At 71.1% G+C, this 16,800-nt stretch carries 15 protein-coding genes; 7 read left to right on the top strand and 8 right to left on the bottom strand.

What is annotated here, in order from left to right; genetic code table 11:
* Positions 1 to 42 precede the first annotated feature (42 nt).
* The 4 genes from KF840_26675 to KF840_26660 are packed head-to-tail and all read left to right on the top strand — an operon-like array spanning position 43 to position 2,572.
* Positions 43 to 831 (top strand): TonB family protein, encoded by a 789-nt coding sequence (locus KF840_26675; GenBank protein ID MBX3028495.1) that lies wholly within the window; start codon positions 43 to 45, stop codon positions 829 to 831.
* A 28-nt stretch (positions 832 to 859) separates the two neighbouring features.
* Positions 860 to 1,645: a MotA/TolQ/ExbB proton channel family protein gene (locus KF840_26670; GenBank protein MBX3028494.1), complete on the top strand. Its 786-nt coding sequence runs from the start codon at positions 860 to 862 to the stop codon at positions 1,643 to 1,645.
* Entirely contained in the window at positions 1,642 to 2,106 is a 465-nt protein-coding gene (locus tag KF840_26665) for a biopolymer transporter ExbD (protein ID MBX3028493.1), read from the top strand. The genes KF840_26670 and KF840_26665 overlap by 4 nt, the downstream gene beginning before the upstream one ends.
* 4 nt (positions 2,107 to 2,110) lie before the next feature.
* The gene (locus tag KF840_26660; protein ID MBX3028492.1) at positions 2,111 to 2,572 is read left to right on the top strand and encodes a biopolymer transporter ExbD; all 462 of its coding nucleotides are present in this window, start codon (positions 2,111 to 2,113) and stop codon (positions 2,570 to 2,572) included.
* 49 nt (positions 2,573 to 2,621) lie between these two features.
* On the opposite strand, the gene KF840_26655 is transcribed toward KF840_26660, so the two are convergent.
* A complete protein-coding gene (locus tag KF840_26655; protein MBX3028491.1) occupies positions 2,622 to 3,005 on the bottom strand; it encodes a response regulator in 384 nt (127 codons plus the stop codon).
* A gap of 536 nt (positions 3,006 to 3,541) precedes the next feature.
* Here KF840_26655 and KF840_26650 point away from each other — a divergent pair.
* Positions 3,542 to 4,531 carry a LysR family transcriptional regulator gene (locus KF840_26650; protein ID MBX3028490.1) on the top strand — a complete coding sequence of 330 codons (990 nt, stop codon included), beginning with the start codon at positions 3,542 to 3,544 and terminating at the stop codon, positions 4,529 to 4,531.
* 1,751 nt (positions 4,532 to 6,282) lie between these two features.
* Here the strand turns inward: KF840_26650 and amt are convergent.
* Together amt and KF840_26640 are read right to left on the bottom strand one after the other, a co-directional pair.
* Positions 6,283 to 7,821 carry an ammonium transporter gene (amt, locus tag KF840_26645; protein ID MBX3028489.1) on the bottom strand — a complete coding sequence of 513 codons (1,539 nt, stop codon included), beginning with the start codon at positions 7,819 to 7,821 and terminating at the stop codon, positions 6,283 to 6,285.
* Positions 7,822 to 7,870: 49 nt separating this feature from the next.
* Positions 7,871 to 8,209 (bottom strand): P-II family nitrogen regulator, encoded by a 339-nt coding sequence (locus KF840_26640; protein MBX3028488.1) that lies wholly within the window; start codon positions 8,207 to 8,209, stop codon positions 7,871 to 7,873.
* 331 nt (positions 8,210 to 8,540) lie between these two features.
* Here KF840_26640 and KF840_26635 point away from each other — a divergent pair, with 331 nt between their 5' ends.
* The gene (locus KF840_26635; GenBank protein MBX3028487.1) at positions 8,541 to 9,896 is read left to right on the top strand and encodes a sigma-54-dependent Fis family transcriptional regulator; all 1,356 of its coding nucleotides are present in this window, start codon (positions 8,541 to 8,543) and stop codon (positions 9,894 to 9,896) included.
* Between the two features lie 64 nt (positions 9,897 to 9,960).
* Positions 9,961 to 10,242: a DUF427 domain-containing protein gene (locus KF840_26630; protein ID MBX3028486.1), complete on the top strand. Its 282-nt coding sequence runs from the start codon at positions 9,961 to 9,963 to the stop codon at positions 10,240 to 10,242.
* A gap of 43 nt (positions 10,243 to 10,285) precedes the next feature.
* Here the strand turns inward: KF840_26630 and KF840_26625 are convergent, their stop codons facing one another.
* The 5 genes from KF840_26625 to KF840_26605 form a co-directional block, all read right to left on the bottom strand.
* Positions 10,286 to 10,597 (bottom strand): hypothetical protein, encoded by a 312-nt coding sequence (locus KF840_26625; GenBank protein MBX3028485.1) that lies wholly within the window; start codon positions 10,595 to 10,597, stop codon positions 10,286 to 10,288.
* A gap of 11 nt (positions 10,598 to 10,608) precedes the next feature.
* Positions 10,609 to 12,336 carry a signal peptide peptidase SppA gene (gene sppA, locus KF840_26620; protein ID MBX3028484.1) on the bottom strand — a complete coding sequence of 576 codons (1,728 nt, stop codon included), beginning with the start codon at positions 12,334 to 12,336 and terminating at the stop codon, positions 10,609 to 10,611.
* A gap of 86 nt (positions 12,337 to 12,422) precedes the next feature.
* Positions 12,423 to 13,004, bottom strand: coding sequence for a hypothetical protein (locus KF840_26615; GenBank protein MBX3028483.1), 582 nt, complete (start codon positions 13,002 to 13,004; stop codon positions 12,423 to 12,425).
* 94 nt (positions 13,005 to 13,098) lie between these two features.
* Positions 13,099 to 14,958, bottom strand: a complete 1,860-nt coding sequence (locus KF840_26610; GenBank protein MBX3028482.1) for a hypothetical protein — start codon at positions 14,956 to 14,958, stop codon at positions 13,099 to 13,101.
* Between the two features lie 27 nt (positions 14,959 to 14,985).
* The gene (locus KF840_26605) at positions 14,986 to 16,512 is read right to left on the bottom strand and encodes a hypothetical protein (protein ID MBX3028481.1); all 1,527 of its coding nucleotides are present in this window, start codon (positions 16,510 to 16,512) and stop codon (positions 14,986 to 14,988) included.
* Between the last annotated feature and the right edge of the window lie 288 nt (positions 16,513 to 16,800).

Genomic DNA, 16,800 nt, shown 5'->3' with positions numbered 1-16,800 from the left:
CGGCGAGAGAGATGCGGCTGGCGCGCACCGCTGAGGGGCGGGATGGCTGACGAGAGCGAGCAGCCGTCGGCATTCGGCCACTACGGCGAGATCGAGCACGTCTCCGGCAACTGGGCGGCGGCGCTCTTCACCTCGTCCATTCTCTACGTCCTGCTCGGCGTGGCGGTGCTGGTGATCGCCAGCTTCACCAAGAAGATGATCGTCGAGCCGGAGCCGGTGGAAGTGAAATTCGTCGAGAAGGTGGTCAAACCCGAGGTCGCGCCGCCGCCGAAGCCGGAACCGCCCAAAGTCGAGGCGAAGCCCCGCCAGCAGGCGCCCGCGGCCGCGGCGGCGGTGCCGAAGAACATGAAGGTGCGCCGCCTCGACGCGCCGCCGCCGCCGAAGGCGCTGGAGGCGCCACGCGAGATGCCGCTCGAGGCGCCGGCGGAAGCCGATCCCAGCCTCGATCAGGGCGTGGCCGTCTACGGCGAGCCCGGGACCGGCGACCCCGCCGGCCTCGAGGGGGGATGGGGGGACGCCGCGGGCGACATGGTCGGCGTCTTCGAGGGGCTGCCGAAGGGCGCCATCGCGCCGAAGCCGCGGCGCCAGAACAAGAAGCCCGAGTACCCACCCAAGGCGCTCGCCGACAAGATCGCCGGGGTCGTGATCGTGAAGTGCGTGGTGCGCGCCGACGGCTATCTCGACGAGGTGACGATCGCCCAGGGCGACGAGCCCTTCCGCACCTTCGTCGAGAAGGAGCTGAAGAAATGGCGCTACGAACCGGGGCAGTACCAGGGGCAGGCGATCTCGGTGCGGCACACCATCGAGATCCGCTTCCGCCTCAAGGCATGAGCGGCGCCCGTCGCCGAGAAGGAGTGTCGTGATGTCGTTCAACTTCGCGGATATCTGGGCCCACATGGGCGTGCCGGCGATGATCATCGCCGGCGTGCTGATGACCTTCGGCCTGGCCTCGCTGACCGTCTTCGTCGAGCGCATGTTCACCCTGCGCCGCTCGCGCGCCGCCTCGCGCCAGTTCGCGGCGGCGGTCGGCGCCGACGTGAAGGCGGCGCGGATCGACGCCATCATCGCCCGCGCCGCCACGCCGGCCTACAAGCACGCCCACCTGGCGCACATCGTGCGCTCGGCGCTGCAGGCCTATCAGCATGCGCTGGAGACCGCCGACATCGGCGGCCTGCCGCCGGCCGAGCGCAGCCGCCGCCACCTGGAGCGCTTCATGGAGGAGGTCGGCACCGACCTGCGCCGCGGCACCAGCGTGCTCGCCTCGGTCGGCTCGACGGCGCCGTTCATCGGCCTGCTCGGCACCGTGGTCGGCATCATCTCCGCCTTCCAGGGCATCGCCGCCACCGGCTCCGGCGGCCTGTCGGCGGTCTCGGCCGGCATCTCGGAGGCGCTGATCGAGACCGCGCTCGGTCTCGCCGTCGCCATCCCGGCGGTGCTGGTGTTCAACTACCTGTCGAACGTGATCGCCCGCGAAGAGCTGCTGCTGCAGCACTCGGCGGGCGAGCTGCTCGACACCATCGACGACTGGGAGGAGCGCCGCGCCGCGGCGCCGAGCGGGGCGACGCCGGAGCGCCGCGCCACGCCGGAACCGGCCGCCGCCAAGCCGGTGCGCCTCGAAACCGCGATCGCCGGGGCGCGCGCGTGAAAGGCGCCAGCATCGGTCGCCGCTCGCCCGACAGCGGCGTGCGGCCCACCATCAACGTCACGCCGCTGGTCGACGTCGTGCTGGTGCTGCTCATCATCTTCATGGTCGTGATTCCGCAGCTCGACCAGGACGTCCAGATCGATCTGCCGAGCATCTTCAACCCGGACCCCGAGACCCAGAACGGCGAGCCCTTCAAGGTGCACGTGAAACAGAAGGGCGAGTACCACTTCCACAACCAGGCGTACGACCTCGACGGCCTGATCGACGTGCTCGAGGCCGAGCACGCCGCCAATCCCACCCGCCGCCTCGTCGTCCGCGCCGACGCCACCATGCGCTACGGCGATACCCGCGAGCTGCAGAACCGGCTGCGCGAGATCGGCTTTCAGGGCATGGCCTTCGGGGTCAACGTGATCGACCGGCGCGAGCCCGGCGCCGCCGACGGCAGCACCACCGGAGGCTGAGCCGATGGCGATGGATCTGGGAGCCGGTCGGGGGAGCAAGCGGCCGGCGCCGGACATGAACGTGACGCCGTTGATCGACGTCGTGCTGGTGCTGCTCATCATCTTCATGGCGATGACACCGGTGGCGGCGCGGCGCTTCTACGTCCACACCCCGAAGCAGGAGAAGGAAGAGGTCGAGCAGCCCGCCGCCGAGCCGCAGCCGCCGCTGGTGCTCAGCCTCGCCGCCGATGGCGTCATCACGGTCAATGGCGTCACCCTGACCCGCGACGAGCTGCCCGACCGCCTGCGCCGCATGTTCGCGGCGCGCACCGACCACGTGTTGTTCTTCGACGCCGCCGACGACGTCCCGTTCGCCGACGCCATGCAGACCATGGACGCGGCCCGCGCCGGCGGCGCGGTCACCATCGCGACGCTGACGCAACCGCTCGGCGCGCCCGCCGCCGGCGCGCCCGACCCCGCCCCCTGAGCGATCGCCCCGCGACCGCCCCCTGGAGGACGGCGCCAGGCAGGCGTCGTCAACGGCCGCGCGCCGCGGCGAGGATGTCGGCGACGTCAAACGGCTTGCGCAGGCAGGTGTCGGCGCCGAGGCGTTCCGCGAAGTCGAGGCCGCCCTGCCCGGCGGCGCCGGAGAGCACCACGATGCGCACGTCGGGTCGGGTCTTCCACACCGGCAGCACCCCGCCATGCGGCTGGCGGATGCGGCGCAGCACCTCGTAACCGTTCATCCCCGGCATGTAGAGGTCGAGCAGCAACAGGTCGTAGCGCGCCGACTCCAACCGCTCCTCGACCAGCGCGCCGTCGTCCGCTTCCTCGACCTCCCAACCCTGGCCGCGCAGCGCCTCGCGGATGACGAAGCGGACGGATCGGTCGTCGTCCACGATCAGGGCTCTCCGCGCCACGCCAGCCTCGTTGCAGAAGGGGGGGCGGGGAGCCACATCCGTGGGCAGCGTCTGTGGCTCCCCGCGTTGCGTTCCAGACGCGAGGATCGTGCGTCTGGCCTCAGATGAGAGCATTGCGCATGCCAGCGCCGCAGCGGCGCGCCGGTGATGCGCGAAGTCCGCCGTGTCCGTCCGCGCGTGCCCATCGCGTGGGCATGCGCCTTCGACGTGAGCAGCCAGACACCCGTGGCGCGGCGTGCCGGCGCTGGCATCGCTTGTGCTGATCCTCCCCACGCGCCGCGGACATGCCGTCGGCGGCGCCATCCAGGGAGGGGACACGATGCCGTCAGCCCTTGTGGCACAAGGGCTCTCTTGCAGCGACCGCGTGGCCGTTCCGACCCCGGCGGGGGCGGCCCGCTGCCTGCGTCGCGCCCACGCTGCCCTGACCTTGGGCAGCGCAGTCCGCATCAACGGCGCGACCGCCGTCCATCCATGGCGCTGATGACCGGATCGCCGACCACTGAGCCGCGCCGCCAACGCGGATGGAGTCACATCCCATGAGAGCCTCGAAACAGATTCCGCAGCGCCCCCTCGACGACGCTGCCGACGCCCCCGCCCGCGCCGCGATCGAACGCCGGCGTCCCGAGCTCGACGCCCGCCTGTTGCGCACCTTCGTCACCATCGTCGACGTGCGCAGCTTCACCCGCGCCGGACGCCGCCTGGGGCTCAGCCAGTCGGCGATCAGCCAACAGATCGCCGCCCAGGAGCGGCAGCTCGGCGTCAAACTGCTGGTGCGCTCGGGCACCGGCGTCCGGCCGACCCCGGCGGGCGAGCTCCTGCTCCACTACGCGCGCCAGATCCTCGCCAAGGTGGACGAAGCGCAGCGCATGCTCACCGTCTACGACGCCACCGGCGCGAGCGTGCTGCGGATCGGCGCCGGCGGCGCCGCCTGCGAACACCTGCTGCCGCCGATCCTGCAGGCCTTCCATGCCGAGTTCCCGCGCGTCGAGTTGCGCGTGCAGAGCGGACCATCGCCGACCTCCATCGAACGCCTGCTCGAGGGCGACCTCGACGTCGGCCTGCTGTCGCTGCCGGTCGGCGAGCCCAAGCTGCGGATCTTCGAGATCGGCCGCGACGAGCTGGTGGTGATCACCGCCCCGAGCCACGCCTTCGCGTCGCGCAAGCGGCTCGAGCTGCGCGAGCTCGCCGGACAGCCGCTGCTGGTCTACGAGCGCCGCAGCGCGACCTTCCGGCTCGTCGAGCGGGCGTTGCTGGAAGCCAGCATCTTCCCGCGCATCGTCATGGAGCTCGACCACCTCGGCGCGGTGGCGAGCATGGTGCGGGCCGGTCTCGGCCTGGCCATCGTGCCGCGCTGGGCGGTCGCCGACGACCTGGCCGCCGACCGGCTCGCCGGCCTCACGATCGGGAAGAGCGGCCTCGCTCGAGCCTGGGGCCTGGGACTGCGCGCCGAGGACCACCAGCCGCAAACCCTACGCGCCTTCGTGCGACTGTGCCTCGAGCGCCTGCCGGCGCTGCTGTCGGGGTAGCCGCCGCCCCGCCCTGGTGGACGATGAGCTGCGGCTCCCCGGCCGCCGGGGCGGCGACGCCCGCCGCCTCGCGCAGCTCGGCGAAGGACGCCTCGAGCATGGTCATGAAGTCCGCGAGGTCCGGCATCTGGTGCCAATCGGCGCCGATCCCCCACGACAGCGTGCCGGCATAACTGAGCAGCGCCACCCCGAGCCCCTGGTTCTCGAACAGCGGCAGGTGCGGGTAGGCCGCCACCATGCGCGCGCCCAGCAGGTAGAACGGCAGCGGCGGTCCGGGGACGTTGGTGACGATCAGGTTGAAGCGTCGGGCGCTGTTGATCAGGCGCGCGATCAGGTTGACGACGTTGCCGGTGGTGAGCTCCGCCGCCTGTGTCAGCAGCGCCGCCCCCATCGCGTCCTGATCCTCCTTCAGCGCCGCGGTGGCGGCGCTGACCGTGGCCAATCGGCGCAGCGGATCGCGCTCGGTGATCGGCAGGGTCGTCAGCCACACCGAGACGCGGTTGCCGGTGGCGCCGCGCTCGTCGGTGGCGCGAACGCTGACCGGCACGACGGTGCGGAGCTCGCCGCTGGGGTAGACGCGCCGCTTGGCGAGGAAGCGGCCGATCGCGCCCGCCACCGTGGTCAGCACGATGTCGTTCAGCGTCCCGCCCAGGCGGCCGCGGATGGCCTTCACCTCGGCGAGGCTGATCGAGAACCAGTCGATGCGGCGGTGCGGGCCGATCGGCTGGTTGAACGGGGTCGCCGGGGCGCCGCCCAGCTTGCCGAGCAAGCGGATGAACGCGGACGCGCCGGCGCCGGCGGCGCGTCCCGTCTCGCGCGGGGCGCGCAGCCAGTCGCCGAGCCGGCGCACCGCGCCGAGCGAGGTGCTGGCGCGCCGCCGCAGCTCGTCGACCACGACGTCGCGCTCGCGCGGCGCCGGTCGCGGCTGCCACGGCTCGGCCGGCTCGATCCGTTCGCACGGCTCGGTGCCGAGCAGCGCCGCCAGCAGATCGATGCCGGCGATGCCGTCGACCATGCAGTGGTGCACCTTCGCCACCATGGCGAAGCCGCCCCCCTCCAGCCCTTCGATGATCCACAGCTCCCACAGCGGCCGCCGGCGATCGAGGGGACGCTCGAGGATCTCGGCGCAGCGCCGCTGCAACTGCCGCTTGCCGCCGGGCCGCGGCAGGCTGGCGTGGCGCACGTGGTAGCCGAGGTCGAAGCGGTCGTCGTCGATCCAGACGACGTCGTTGAGCAGCGGCAGCGTGACCACCCGCTGGCGGTAGCGCGGGATGAAGCGCAGGCGCGAGGCGATGTGGCGACGGATGCGACCGATGTCGACGCCGCCGTCGTCGGTGGCGAGCGAGCCGGGATCGAAGATCCCGGTCAGCGCCACGTGCATCGGCGCGTTCGCCGTCTCGAATGCCAGGAACGTCTGATCCAGCGCCGACAACCGTTCGTAGAATGCATCGTCGCCCATCACCGCCTCCCTCCAGATCGCGCATCGTGATGCACGCCCTGTGCCAGCAGCGGAGTCGGACACGCTGGCGCGCGGATCGATCCGGCGCGAGGCGCCGGTGCTCAGCTTCTGTTCAGCGTTGGCGTCGGGTGGTGCGGTCACGCGCCGCGCCACCTGTCGCCTCCGCCACGCGCCCAGGTTGGCGACGCCGCGGGGCGGCGAAAAAAAAGAGCCCGGCGCGTCTCATCGACGCGCCGGGCCCGCCGCGCAACCACCGCCACCGCACCTCCGCGTGCGACGGTCTGGGGATGGATCAGGAGGTGGTCAGCTTGGCCGCCGCATGGGCATAGACCGCCTCGCCGCCCGGCGGACGCATGGAACCGGAGGACGGGATGAGACCGCTGCCGACGGTGACCGTCTGGAAGTCGGGGTAGGCGCTGTTGCCGTGCTCGCCCACATCCAGGCCCTCGATCTCCTCCTCCGCCGAGACCCGCAGACCCATCACCGCCTTGATCACCGCGAAGGCCACCAGCGAGACCCCCAGGGTGTACCCGCCGACCGTGGCCACCCCGACGATCTGCGCCCAGAGCTGGGCGAATCCGCCGCCGAAGAAGAGGCCGTTGGCCGGACCGGTCACCGGCGCCGCCGCCGCATCGGCGAACAGTCCGACGGCGAGCGTGCCGAAGACGCCGTTGACGAGGTGGACCGACAGCGCGCCGACCGGGTCGTCGAGATGCACGCGATCGAAGAAGAGCACCGCGCCCACGACCAGGACGCCGGCGATCACGCCGATGATCAGCGAGCTGCCGACGCTCACCCAGGCGCAGGGGGCGGTGATCGCCACCAGGCCGGCCAGGCAGCCGTTGAGGATCATCGACAGGTCCGGCTTGCCGAGCAGGACGATCGAGGCGACCAACGCGCTCAGGGACGCCGCCGCGGCGGCGGTGTTGGTCGTCACCGCGATGTGGGCGATGGCGCGGGCGTCGGCCGCCATCGTCGAGCCGGGGTTGAACCCGAACCAGCCCAGCCAGAGGACGAACACGCCGATGGTCGCCGAGGTCATGTTGTGGCCCGGGATCGGCAGCGTCTTGCCGTCCTTCGAGTACTTGCCGATCCGGGGGCCGAGCAACAGGATGCCGGCCAGCGCCGCCCAGCCGCCCACCGAGTGGACGACGGTCGAGCCGGCGAAGTCCCAGAAGCCCATGCCGGCGAGCCAGCCGCCGCCCCAGATCCAGTGCCCCGTCACCGGGTAGATCAGGCCGACGATCACGAAGCAGAACACCGTGAACGAGAGGAACTTGATCCGTTCCGCCACCGCGCCGGAGACGATCGTGGCGGCGGTGCCGGCGAAGACGAGCTGGAAGAAGAACTTGCACCACAGCGGCACGGTCGCCCACGAGATCGACGAGTAGACTCCCGAGTAGGCGTCGGCGCTCGCCGGGCTGTTGTCCGCGCCCCCGACGAAGAACAGGCCGCTGGTGCCGACGAAGCTGTTGCCGTCACCGAACATCAGCCCCCAGCCGATGATCAGGAAGGCCAACGAGGACACGCCGAAGACGATGAAGTTCTTGGCCAGGATGTTGACCGCGTTCTTGGCGCGGCAGAGGCCGCTCTCGACCATGGCGAAGCCGAGGTTCATGAAGAAGACCAGCATGGCGGTGATCATCACCCACAGCGTGTCGGTGATGACCTTCGGCGTCGCCAGCAATTCGGCGATCGGATCCGCCGCCTCGCCTTCCTGCGCGCCGGCCGGCAGCGCATGCAACAACAGCAACGCCAGCCCCGCCCAGGCGCCGATCCGTAGAGCCGGCCGCAGGACCGTGAGTACCCGATGATTGATGGTGTTCACCATGCTCCTCCCCTCGCGTGGTGGTTGGATGGTGCGTGGCATCGCCGCCATGTCACACCGCCTCGGACCCGCGCTCGCCGGTGCGAATGCGGATCACCTCTTCGATCGGCAGGATGAAGATCTTGCCGTCACCGATGCGTCCCGTCTTGCAGGTCTCCTCGATGATCTGGCACGCCCGGGTGGCGTCCTTGTCATCCACGAGGAGCTCGATCTTGATCTTGGGCAGGAAGTCCACGACGTATTCGGCGCCGCGGTACAGCTCCGTGTGCCCCTTCTGCCGCCCGAAGCCCTTCACCTCGGACACGGTCATGCCCTGAATGCCTTGTCGGCCCAGGGCTTCCTTCACCTCGTCGAGCTTGAAAGGCTTGACGATCGCCTCGACCTTCTTCATCGCCGCTCCTTCTTCATGGCATGTCTCCCCATCGAACGAGCCTCGACCGGCGCCCCCGCGCCGCGAGTCGTGACAATGGAACCCCTCCTCTTTTGATTGCGACGCGCGTCGGCGTGCGGCCGCGACGCGAGGCGCTGATGGCAGGCGTCTGAGCAACGGGAATGCCACTCGCGGACGACTCCGGAGCGGACTGCGTTCGCCGAGCACCGCGACGGACCGCTGATGACGCTGCTGCTCAGAATCTGGGCACGGGCCAGCCAATTGGGCACATAAGCGCCGCCACTCGATGGCGATGCGTGGCATCGTGGCGGCCGGACGGGTAAACCGAGCCATGGCCGCGCGCATCGTGATCGTCGATGACGAGCCGCGCATGGCGGCGGTGGTCGCCATGGCGCTCGAGCGCGACGGCCACGTCTGCGCGCAGTGCGGCAGCGCGGCCGAGGCGCTGGCGGCGGTCGAATCCGGCGGCGCCGACGTCGTCGTCAGCGACCTCCGCATGCCCGACATGGACGGACTGGAGCTGCTGCGCCGCCTGCACGCCGCCCGCCCCGACCTGCCGGTGATCCTCCTGACCGCCCACGGCAGCGTGCCCTCGGCGGTGGCGGCGATGCGCGACGGCGCGTTCGACTACGTGACCAAGCCCTTCGACAACGACGAGCTGCGGGCGCTGGTCGCCCGCGCCCTCGACCTCTCCCGCCTGACGCGCGAGAACCGCTGGCTGCGGCAGGCGGTCGGCAGCCGGTATGCGCCGGACGGCATGGTCGCCGAGAGTCCGCGCAGCCGCGAGCTGCTGGCGCTGATCCGCCGCGTCGCGCCCAGCCGCGCCACCGTGCTGGTGCAGGGCGAGAGCGGTACCGGCAAGGAGCTGGTGGCGCGCCTCCTCCACTTCTGGAGCGAGCGCGTCGCCCGGCCGTTCGTCGCCGTGAACTGCAAGGCATTCGCCGAGGGGGTGCTGGAGAGCGAGCTGTTCGGGCACGAGAAGGGCGCCTTCACGGGCGCGGTGACGGCACGCGCCGGCTGTTTCGAGCGCGCCGACGGCGGCACGCTCTTCCTCGACGAGATCGGCGAGGTCAGCCTCGACTTCCAGGCCAAGTTGCTGCGCGTCCTGCAGGAGAGCGAGGTGTTGCGGGTCGGCGGCACGACGCCGCGGCGCTTCGACGTCCGCATCGTCGCCGCCACCAATCGCGCCCTGCGCGACGAGGTCGCCGCCGGCCGTTTCCGCGAGGACCTGTTCTTCCGCCTCAACGTCATCCCCGTGCCCCTCGCGCCGCTGCGCGAGCGGCGCGAGGACGTGCTGCCGCTCGCCGAGCGTTTCCTGGAGCGCTTCGCGGGCGAGGCGGGCCGCACCCTGCGCTTCGGGCCCGACGCCCTGGCAGCGCTCGCCGCGCACCGCTGGCCGGGCAACGTGCGCGAGCTCGAGAACGCCGTCGAACGCGCCGTCGTGCTGGCCCGCGGCGAGGAGATCATGCCCGAGGACCTGCTCCTCGAGGACGCGCCCGCCCGCGCCACCCCGCTCACCGCCGCCGACGGCACGCTGCAGGAGTGCCTCGACCGCGCCGCCGCGGCTCGCATCCGCGCCGCCCTCGCCGCTGCCGGCCGCAACCGCGCCGCCGCCGCCCAGGCGCTCGGCATCGAGCGCACGACGCTCTACCGGATGATGAAGCGGCTCGGCATCGCCGACGCCTGAGCCCGGCGCGGTGGTGTTCCGGGTCGGCGATCACGGGTAGGCTGTTGATCATCAGGAGGTCGTCATGCCACGCGCGATCTGGAACGGCGCCATCCTCGCCGAGAGCGACCGCTGCCTGGTGGTCGAGGGCAACCAGTACTTCCCGCCCGACGCGATCCACCACGAATACCTGCGGCCGAGCCAGACCCACACCGTCTGTGGCTGGAAGGGCGTGGCCAGCTACTACGACGTCGTCGTCGACGGCCAGGTGAACGCGGACGCCGCGTGGTACTACCCGACCCCGAAGCAGGCGGCGTCGCAGATCGCCGGCTACGTCGCCTTCTGGCGGGGGGTGACGGTCGAGTGAGCGCGAGCGCGGCTGGCCCGCACGGCCGGCCGCGCGAGCGGGCTCAGGGCTTCGGCGTCGCCGCCGACGGGGTGGGGTCGGCGCCCGGCGTCAGCGAGGTGGCGGCCACGCAGCGGAGCTGCGACGCCTGATCCATCATCGCATCCGACCCCGCGTAGGCGCCGTCCTGCAGGGTGAAGTCGCGGTAGGCTTCGCAATCGCCGGCCGAATCGAACTGCTTCACGACCGTGAAGCTCGCGATCGGCGGCAGGTTGCTCCCGGGGTCGTCGAGGTGCTCGTCCTTCGCCGGCACCTGCACCAGCAACCAGCTACCGAGCAGGATCAGTCCCTGGGCCAGGGCACGTCGCAGCGTCATGGGACTCCTCCTCAGTGGATGGTGATCTGCTCCGGCATCAGCGTCAGGACACTGCCGGCGGGAAACTGCCAGGCGACGGTGGCGCGCTCGATCTGCCGCCACCACGGCGGCGCCTGCGCCAGCAGACGGCCGCCGAGCGCCTTGGCGAGACGGGTCAGAATCGACTTCTGCGCCGGGTAGAACGTCAACGCGACGCGCTCGTCGACCGGGATGCCGGCCGCCTTCTTGGCCGCGTTGATGGCGCCGAAGAAGCCGCCGAGCTCGTCCACCAGGCCGCGCTCCAGCGCCTGCGCGCCGGTCCACACGCGACCGCGGCCGATCTCGTTCACCTGCGCCTTCTCCAACGCCCGGCCGCTGGCGACGCGGTCGAGAAACAGGTCGTAGACGGCCTCCATGGTGGCGTTGAGCCGGGCGAGCTGCGCGGGCGTGAAGCTCTCGGTGAGCGACAGCATCGACGCCATCTCGCCGCGCTGCAGCTCGACGGTGTTGATCCCCAGCTTGCCGAGCAGGCCGCGGATGTTGGGCTTCGCCAGGACGACGCCGATCGAGCCGGTGATCGTTCCAGGATCGGCGAGGACGCGGGTCGCCGGCGCCGCGACGTAGTAGCCGCCGGAGGCGGCGACGTCGGACATCGACACGATCACCGGTTTCTTCTCGCGCGCCGCGTGCGCCGCCTGCCAGATCAGATCGGCGGCCAGCGCCGAGCCGCCGGGGCTGTCGATGCGGAAGATGATAGCCGACACGGCGTCGTCCTCGGCGGCATCGCGAAAGGCCTCGATCAGGGTGTCGGCGCCCATCGTCCCGTCGCCGCCGCCGGGCCGCGTCTCGCTCTCGCCGCTGGTGACGGTGCCGACGCCGTAGATGACCGCCATGCGTTGGCGCACCGACGGCGCCCCGGGCAAGGGGCGGCGGGCCGCGGCATAGTCGTCGCCCGCCAGCCACTTGCCGTCGGCGCCGACCAGGGCCAGCCGCAGCTCGTCGAGAAACTGGGCATCGTCGACCAGCCCGGCATCGCGCAGCTCGCCAGGGGTCGCCGGACCGCCGTCAATGATCGTCCGCACCGCCGCCGGCTCGAGCTTGCGACTCTCGGCGATCGCGGTGACCAACTGCTCGTACATGCTGTCGAGCAGCGAGTTGGCCATCTCGCGGTGCCACGGCGTCATGGTCTTCTCGGAGAGCATGTCGCCGGCGGTCTTGTACTCGCGGATCTTCAGCACCTGCATGTCGACGTCGAGCTTCTCCCAGACCCCGCCGAGGAAGACGTACTGCGCCAGCAGGCCGGTGACCGGCGCCGCGGCGCCCGGCGGGACGTGGATGCGGTCGGCGACGCTGGCGACGTAGTACTCCATCGAGCCGCCGCTCAGCTCGAGCTCGAGGTAGGCGTGCAGCGGCTTGCCCGACGTCCGGAACTTGTCGAGCGCGGCGCGGATCTCCTGCGCCTTGCCCCAGCCGATGGCGAGGGGGCGAATGCGCACCACCAGGCCGGCGACGCGCGGATCCTCGCCGGCGTCGCGAATCGTCAGCAGCAGATCGAGCAGCGACATCGACGGCTCGCCGAGCAGCCGGGCGAGCGGCGCGTCGGTCACCTCCTCCGCATAGCCGCCCTCCAGGTCGAGCAGCACCCAACTGTCGGCCGCCACCCCACGCCCGCTCAGCCAATGGCGGCCGGCGAGAATTCCGACGGCGAGCACGAGCCCACCCAACAACACCCAACGACGCCAGCGCACGGATCGGCTCACCGCGAATTCCCCTCGTGAGCGCACCGACTAGCGGAGATCCCCCGCCACCGCCAGCGCGGGACGGCGGCCGCGCCGCCTGGCGCGGCTCAGTTGTCCCAGTTGAAGGCGATGAACTTGTAGCGCCCGTCGACGTCGGCGATCCAGCCGCTCTTCAACTCGTAGGACTCGCCCTGATCGTCGACCACGACGAGCCGCAGCTCGCCGCGGGCGGTGTACCACGCCCACTCCTGCGTCGGCTTGCTGAACGTCACCTGACGGCTGACGATGCGCTTGCCCTGGAAGCGATCGACCAGGGCCTTCGCCGCGTAGCGGCTGCGGCTGTCGAGCATGCCGAAGAAGACCGTGTTGACCTTCTCGAACGTCGTGCGCGGCGGCTGCCCCTTCGGCGTCATGCCCGGCACGATGATGGCGCCGTATTCCTCCTTGGTGACCCGCAGGCGGTGCAACGCCTCGAGATCCCCGGCGGTGATCGCGGCGAGGAACTGATCGAGGAGCGCCTCCGTCGACTCGGCGCCGCCCGTGAACCCGAACGGCGGCCGCTCGCCGCTCCACACCGTCGGCACCGGCGCCGGGCTCGGCGTCGGCACCTCGGCGGCGTGCAGCAGCGATGGCGCGGCGAGCAGGCAACAGGCCGCGACGGCTCGGACGATACGATGACGATGGAACACGGGGATCTCCTTGGTTGGTCGCCGACAAATGGCGGAGGGGGTGGCTGCGGCAGCCACCCCCTCCGGTGAGACGCGCGCGACCGAACGCGCTCGATCAGTTGATGTTGAACTCAATCCACGGCTTGCTCATCCAGTCGCACGCCGGCGAGGCGCCGGTCGTGGTGCAGGACGCCGCGGGGTTCACGCCGCCCAGATACGTGGTCGGCACCATGACCGCGTTGAGACTGGGGCACGCATAGGCCGCCGGCACCGGCCCCGCGAACACGGGCCGCGGATCCCACAGGGCGCGGCACGAGCCGGTCCCGGCGCCGCTGCAGCAGGTGAAGGGCACGCCCGCCGCCGTGCAGCCGGTGTTGTCGATCGCCGGGTACTGGTCGATGTTGGCCGCCGCGTTGTTGAAGGTCGTGGTCGGCGGGACGCCGTTCACATTGGCGTTGCCGGGGAGGAGCGCGTACCAGCTCTCGGTGTCGCAGTTCTTCCCCGGGGTGGCCGCCAGGGTCTCGTTGCAGACGCCGGCGTTCGCGTCGCCGGTGTTCCCCGGATCCCCGTCCTTGGCGATCTCGTACGGCGCGCCGCCCGAGTCGGCACAGGAGCCGCAGCCGTACATGACGCTGTTGCGGATCACCAGGTTGCCGGTGAGCGCCTCGGGAATGCCGTCGGCGTTGGCGTCGACGCAGGCGCCATTGGTGGTCGCCGTGTCGCGCAGCTCGGTGCAGTTGTCGGCGAAGGCGGTCACCAGGAAGTTGGCGAACTGGCCGTAGGTGCCGCGGCGAAGGAAGACGCCGGAATCCGAGCCGTCGTTGCGGCCGGCCTGGTTCTGGGCGCCGACCAGGGTGACGTTGCAGAAGGCCGGATTGGAGATCGGCGTCGCCAGGTTGTCGAACTCGCTGTTGTCGGCCTCGATGCCGCGCGAATCGGCGCCGGTGTCTGTCTGGATGCCGTTCTGGATGTACACGGCGTGCTGGACGGTGCCGGTGAAGCCGAGCTGGTAGTCGAGGGCATCGTCGGCGCAGGCGGCGGTGACCAGGTGGTCATGGTTGGAGGTGCCGCCGAACCACTCGAAGCAGTCGTCGGAGCCGTTGACCGCCTCCATGTAGGACATGCGGGTCTGGGTGCCGAGGCCGTTCATCGTCCACAGGTTCAGCTCGTTGTTCGGCGTGAAGGTCAGGCCGGCGAACTCGACGCGGATGTAGGTGGCGCGGCCGGCATTGTAGTCCGCCTCGCAGCCGCCGAAGCTGAACGGCAGGCCTTCGGAAGTGAAGTTGCACCCCGGGCCATTGACCGTGCCGCGGCCGTTGAAGACCACGCCGCCCCAGTCACCCTTCAGGCGCGTCGTCGGCGTGCCATTGCTGGTGAAGATGATCGGGTTGGCGGGGTCGCCGTTGGCGTCGATGCGCGAGCCCTGCTCGAAGATCAGCGCCGACGGGTTGGCGGTGGTGGTGCCGAGCGCGCCACGCACCACGCTGCCGGGCTCGATGGTGAGGACGGTGGCCGGAGCGCCCGGCGGGGTCTCGATCGTCACCAGGCCGCCGAGGATGACCTTGCAGGTCTTCGGCCAGGTCTGGCTGCTGGTGATGGCCTGCGGGTTCGGGGAGCCGAGCGTCACGGTGCCACCCGGGCAGGAGATGTTGGGCCCGGGGCCGTTGCAGATGTCGTACAACGGATCGCCGCCGGTGACGTGGATGCGCAGGGCGTCGACGTCGAGGGCGTCGACGACGCCGTCCTTGACGATGTCGCCGCAGTCGAGCGCGTTGCCGGTGCCGCAGATGCCGGCGCCGCTGATGGTCGGGCACGAGCCGGCGGCGCACTGGCCGAGGATGGTGACGTCGGTCGAGGTCACCCCCGACGCGTCGTTGTTGAGGTTGCCGCAGGCGGCGGCCGCGAAGGCGGACCGGGCGCCGGCGGTCGCCAGCGCCAGGCTGGCGAGGACGATCACCTTGGTGAATTGCTTCATCTCAGGTCTCCTTGCCTTCTCGTCGGATCACGGAACGGTGACGGCGCAGGTCGCGCCGAAGACCTCGGCGAAATTCGCGTCGCCGGCGCTGACCACGATGCAGTTGAAATCGGCCGCCGTGACCGGCGTGCCGGTGCACTTGGTGAACGTCACCGTCGCCGCGGCGCCCGAGCCGACGCCGGTGAGGGTCGGGTCCTCGAGGTTGATGCGCACCGCCGTGTCGGTGTCGCGCGGGCTGGTGGCGAACACGCCCGAGGTGACGCTGGCGAGCACCGCCGGGCCGTCGCCGATGCCGGGGATGCTGACCTTGGCGTCGTCGTAGCCGACCAGCACCAGGGCGCTGACCAGCGGCGTGCTGGTGGTGAGCTGGACCGTGACCGACTGCGTGCCGCTCGGCGAGCAGGCGGCGACGCTGCAATCCGGCGGGCAGATGTCATCGGGGCCGACGCCGGCGTCGGCCACCGTGTTGCCGTCGTCACAGGTCTCGCCGGCGTCGATCTGGCCGTTGCCGCAGAGCGCGGTCGAGCACGACACGTCGCCGACGCTCAGGCCGACGTCGCAGGTGGCGGCGTTGGTCGCCAGGCAGGCGAGCGTGCCCGAGAGGCCGGCCGAGGTCTGGGTGTTGGCCAGCGGGCAGGCGCCGAAGCGCGGCGACTGGCCCAGGATCTGGCTCGGACGCGCGCCGCCGCTGATCTTCGCCGCATCGGCGCAGCTCTTGGCGAGGGCGGCATCGAGCTTGTCCGCCGCCTTGCTGATCGCGGCGCTGGTCTTGCCGTCCGGGCAGCTCCCGGAGCCGGCCTTGATCACCGCCTGCTGGCACTTCGACAGCGCCTTCTCGACGGCGTCGAAGTAGGCGGCCGTCCGCTTGCCGATGTCCTTCTGGCACTTCAGCACCGCCTTGTCGGCGCTGGCCGGCAGCAGCGAGCCGTAGAAGGTGCCGATCACGGCGTCGATCTTCTGCGCCGTCGTGCAGGTCAGGCAGGTGCCGACGTCGGCCGGCGAGGTCAGCGCCGCGGCACAGTTCCCAGGCAGCTTGTCGTTGAGGAAGGCCGGGCAGAGGCTGACCTGCGCGCAGGTCCCCGGGGTGGGGCCGCTGCAGGCGCCGCCAGGGCAGTTGCCGTTGCTGGTGCACCACTCGCCGTCCTTGGAGCCGCCGACGCACTCGCCGGGACACTGCGAATCGGTCGCGCAGTAGTCGCCGTCGAACAGGCCGCCGCTGCAGCGGTTGACCTTGTTCGCCAGGCCGAGGTCGGACACGGTGACGCCGGTGCAGGCCTTGCTGATCGCCGCCGACAGCTTGTCGGCCGCCTTGCTGATGCCGGCCTGCGTCTTCGCATCCGCGGCACAGGTGGTGGTGATCTTGCCGGTCAGCCGGCCCTCTTCGCACTTCTGCAGCGCCTTGACGCGGGCGCTGGCGTAGCCCTGGGCGCCCTTGACGATGGCGCCCTGGCACTTCGGAACGTTCTGGGCGCCGGCGACCGTCGCGCCCAGCGCCACGACGGCCGCGGCCAGCGCCGCGATCCGCGTTTGACGGAACATGGTGATTTGGTACATCTCGCGATCTCCTTCCGCTCTCCGCAGCCGCCCTCAGCGCGGGCGACTGCGCGGTTGGGGACCCCGCCGCGCATCGCTGGCTCCGAACCGGATGCGCGGTGGGCCTTGACCAGGGTGTTCAGGCCTCTACTCCTCCAGTGACGTCGACGACCGGTGGGTCTGGTCGCCGCCCCCCTCCTTTCTCCGGCCGCGCCGGCATGGTCCGTTCGGCCCCCCGTTCCGATTGGCGTGGTCGCGCGCGCGGGCTCGCCCGGCGCGCGGCATCTCGCGTGCTCCACGTCACGGGCG

The sequence above is a fragment of the bacterium genome, from assembly GCA_019637795.1.
Lineage (GTDB): Bacteria > Desulfobacterota > Binatia > HRBIN30 > CADEER01 > JAHBUY01.
The sequence above is the reverse complement of the archived record's forward strand: the minus strand, read 5'-3'. Positions and strand labels throughout refer to the sequence as shown.

Excerpts from the sequence above, each read along its gene's own strand:
- KF840_26675 (MBX3028495.1), top strand. The coding sequence starts at position 43 with ATGGCTGACGAGAGCGAGCAGCCGTCGGCATTCGGCCACTACGGCGAG.
- KF840_26660 (MBX3028492.1), top strand. The coding sequence starts at position 2,111 with ATGGCGATGGATCTGGGAGCCGGTCGGGGGAGCAAGCGGCCGGCGCCG.
- KF840_26650 (MBX3028490.1), top strand. The coding sequence starts at position 3,542 with ATGAGAGCCTCGAAACAGATTCCGCAGCGCCCCCTCGACGACGCTGCC.
- amt (MBX3028489.1), bottom strand. The coding sequence starts at position 7,821 with ATGGTGAACACCATCAATCATCGGGTACTCACGGTCCTGCGGCCGGCT.
- KF840_26640 (MBX3028488.1), bottom strand. The coding sequence starts at position 8,209 with ATGAAGAAGGTCGAGGCGATCGTCAAGCCTTTCAAGCTCGACGAGGTG.
- KF840_26635 (MBX3028487.1), top strand. The coding sequence starts at position 8,541 with ATGGCCGCGCGCATCGTGATCGTCGATGACGAGCCGCGCATGGCGGCG.
- KF840_26630 (MBX3028486.1), top strand. The coding sequence starts at position 9,961 with ATGCCACGCGCGATCTGGAACGGCGCCATCCTCGCCGAGAGCGACCGC.
- KF840_26625 (MBX3028485.1), bottom strand. The coding sequence starts at position 10,597 with ATGACGCTGCGACGTGCCCTGGCCCAGGGACTGATCCTGCTCGGTAGC.
- KF840_26610 (MBX3028482.1), bottom strand. The coding sequence starts at position 14,958 with ATGAAGCAATTCACCAAGGTGATCGTCCTCGCCAGCCTGGCGCTGGCG.
- KF840_26605 (MBX3028481.1), bottom strand. The coding sequence starts at position 16,512 with ATGTACCAAATCACCATGTTCCGTCAAACGCGGATCGCGGCGCTGGCC.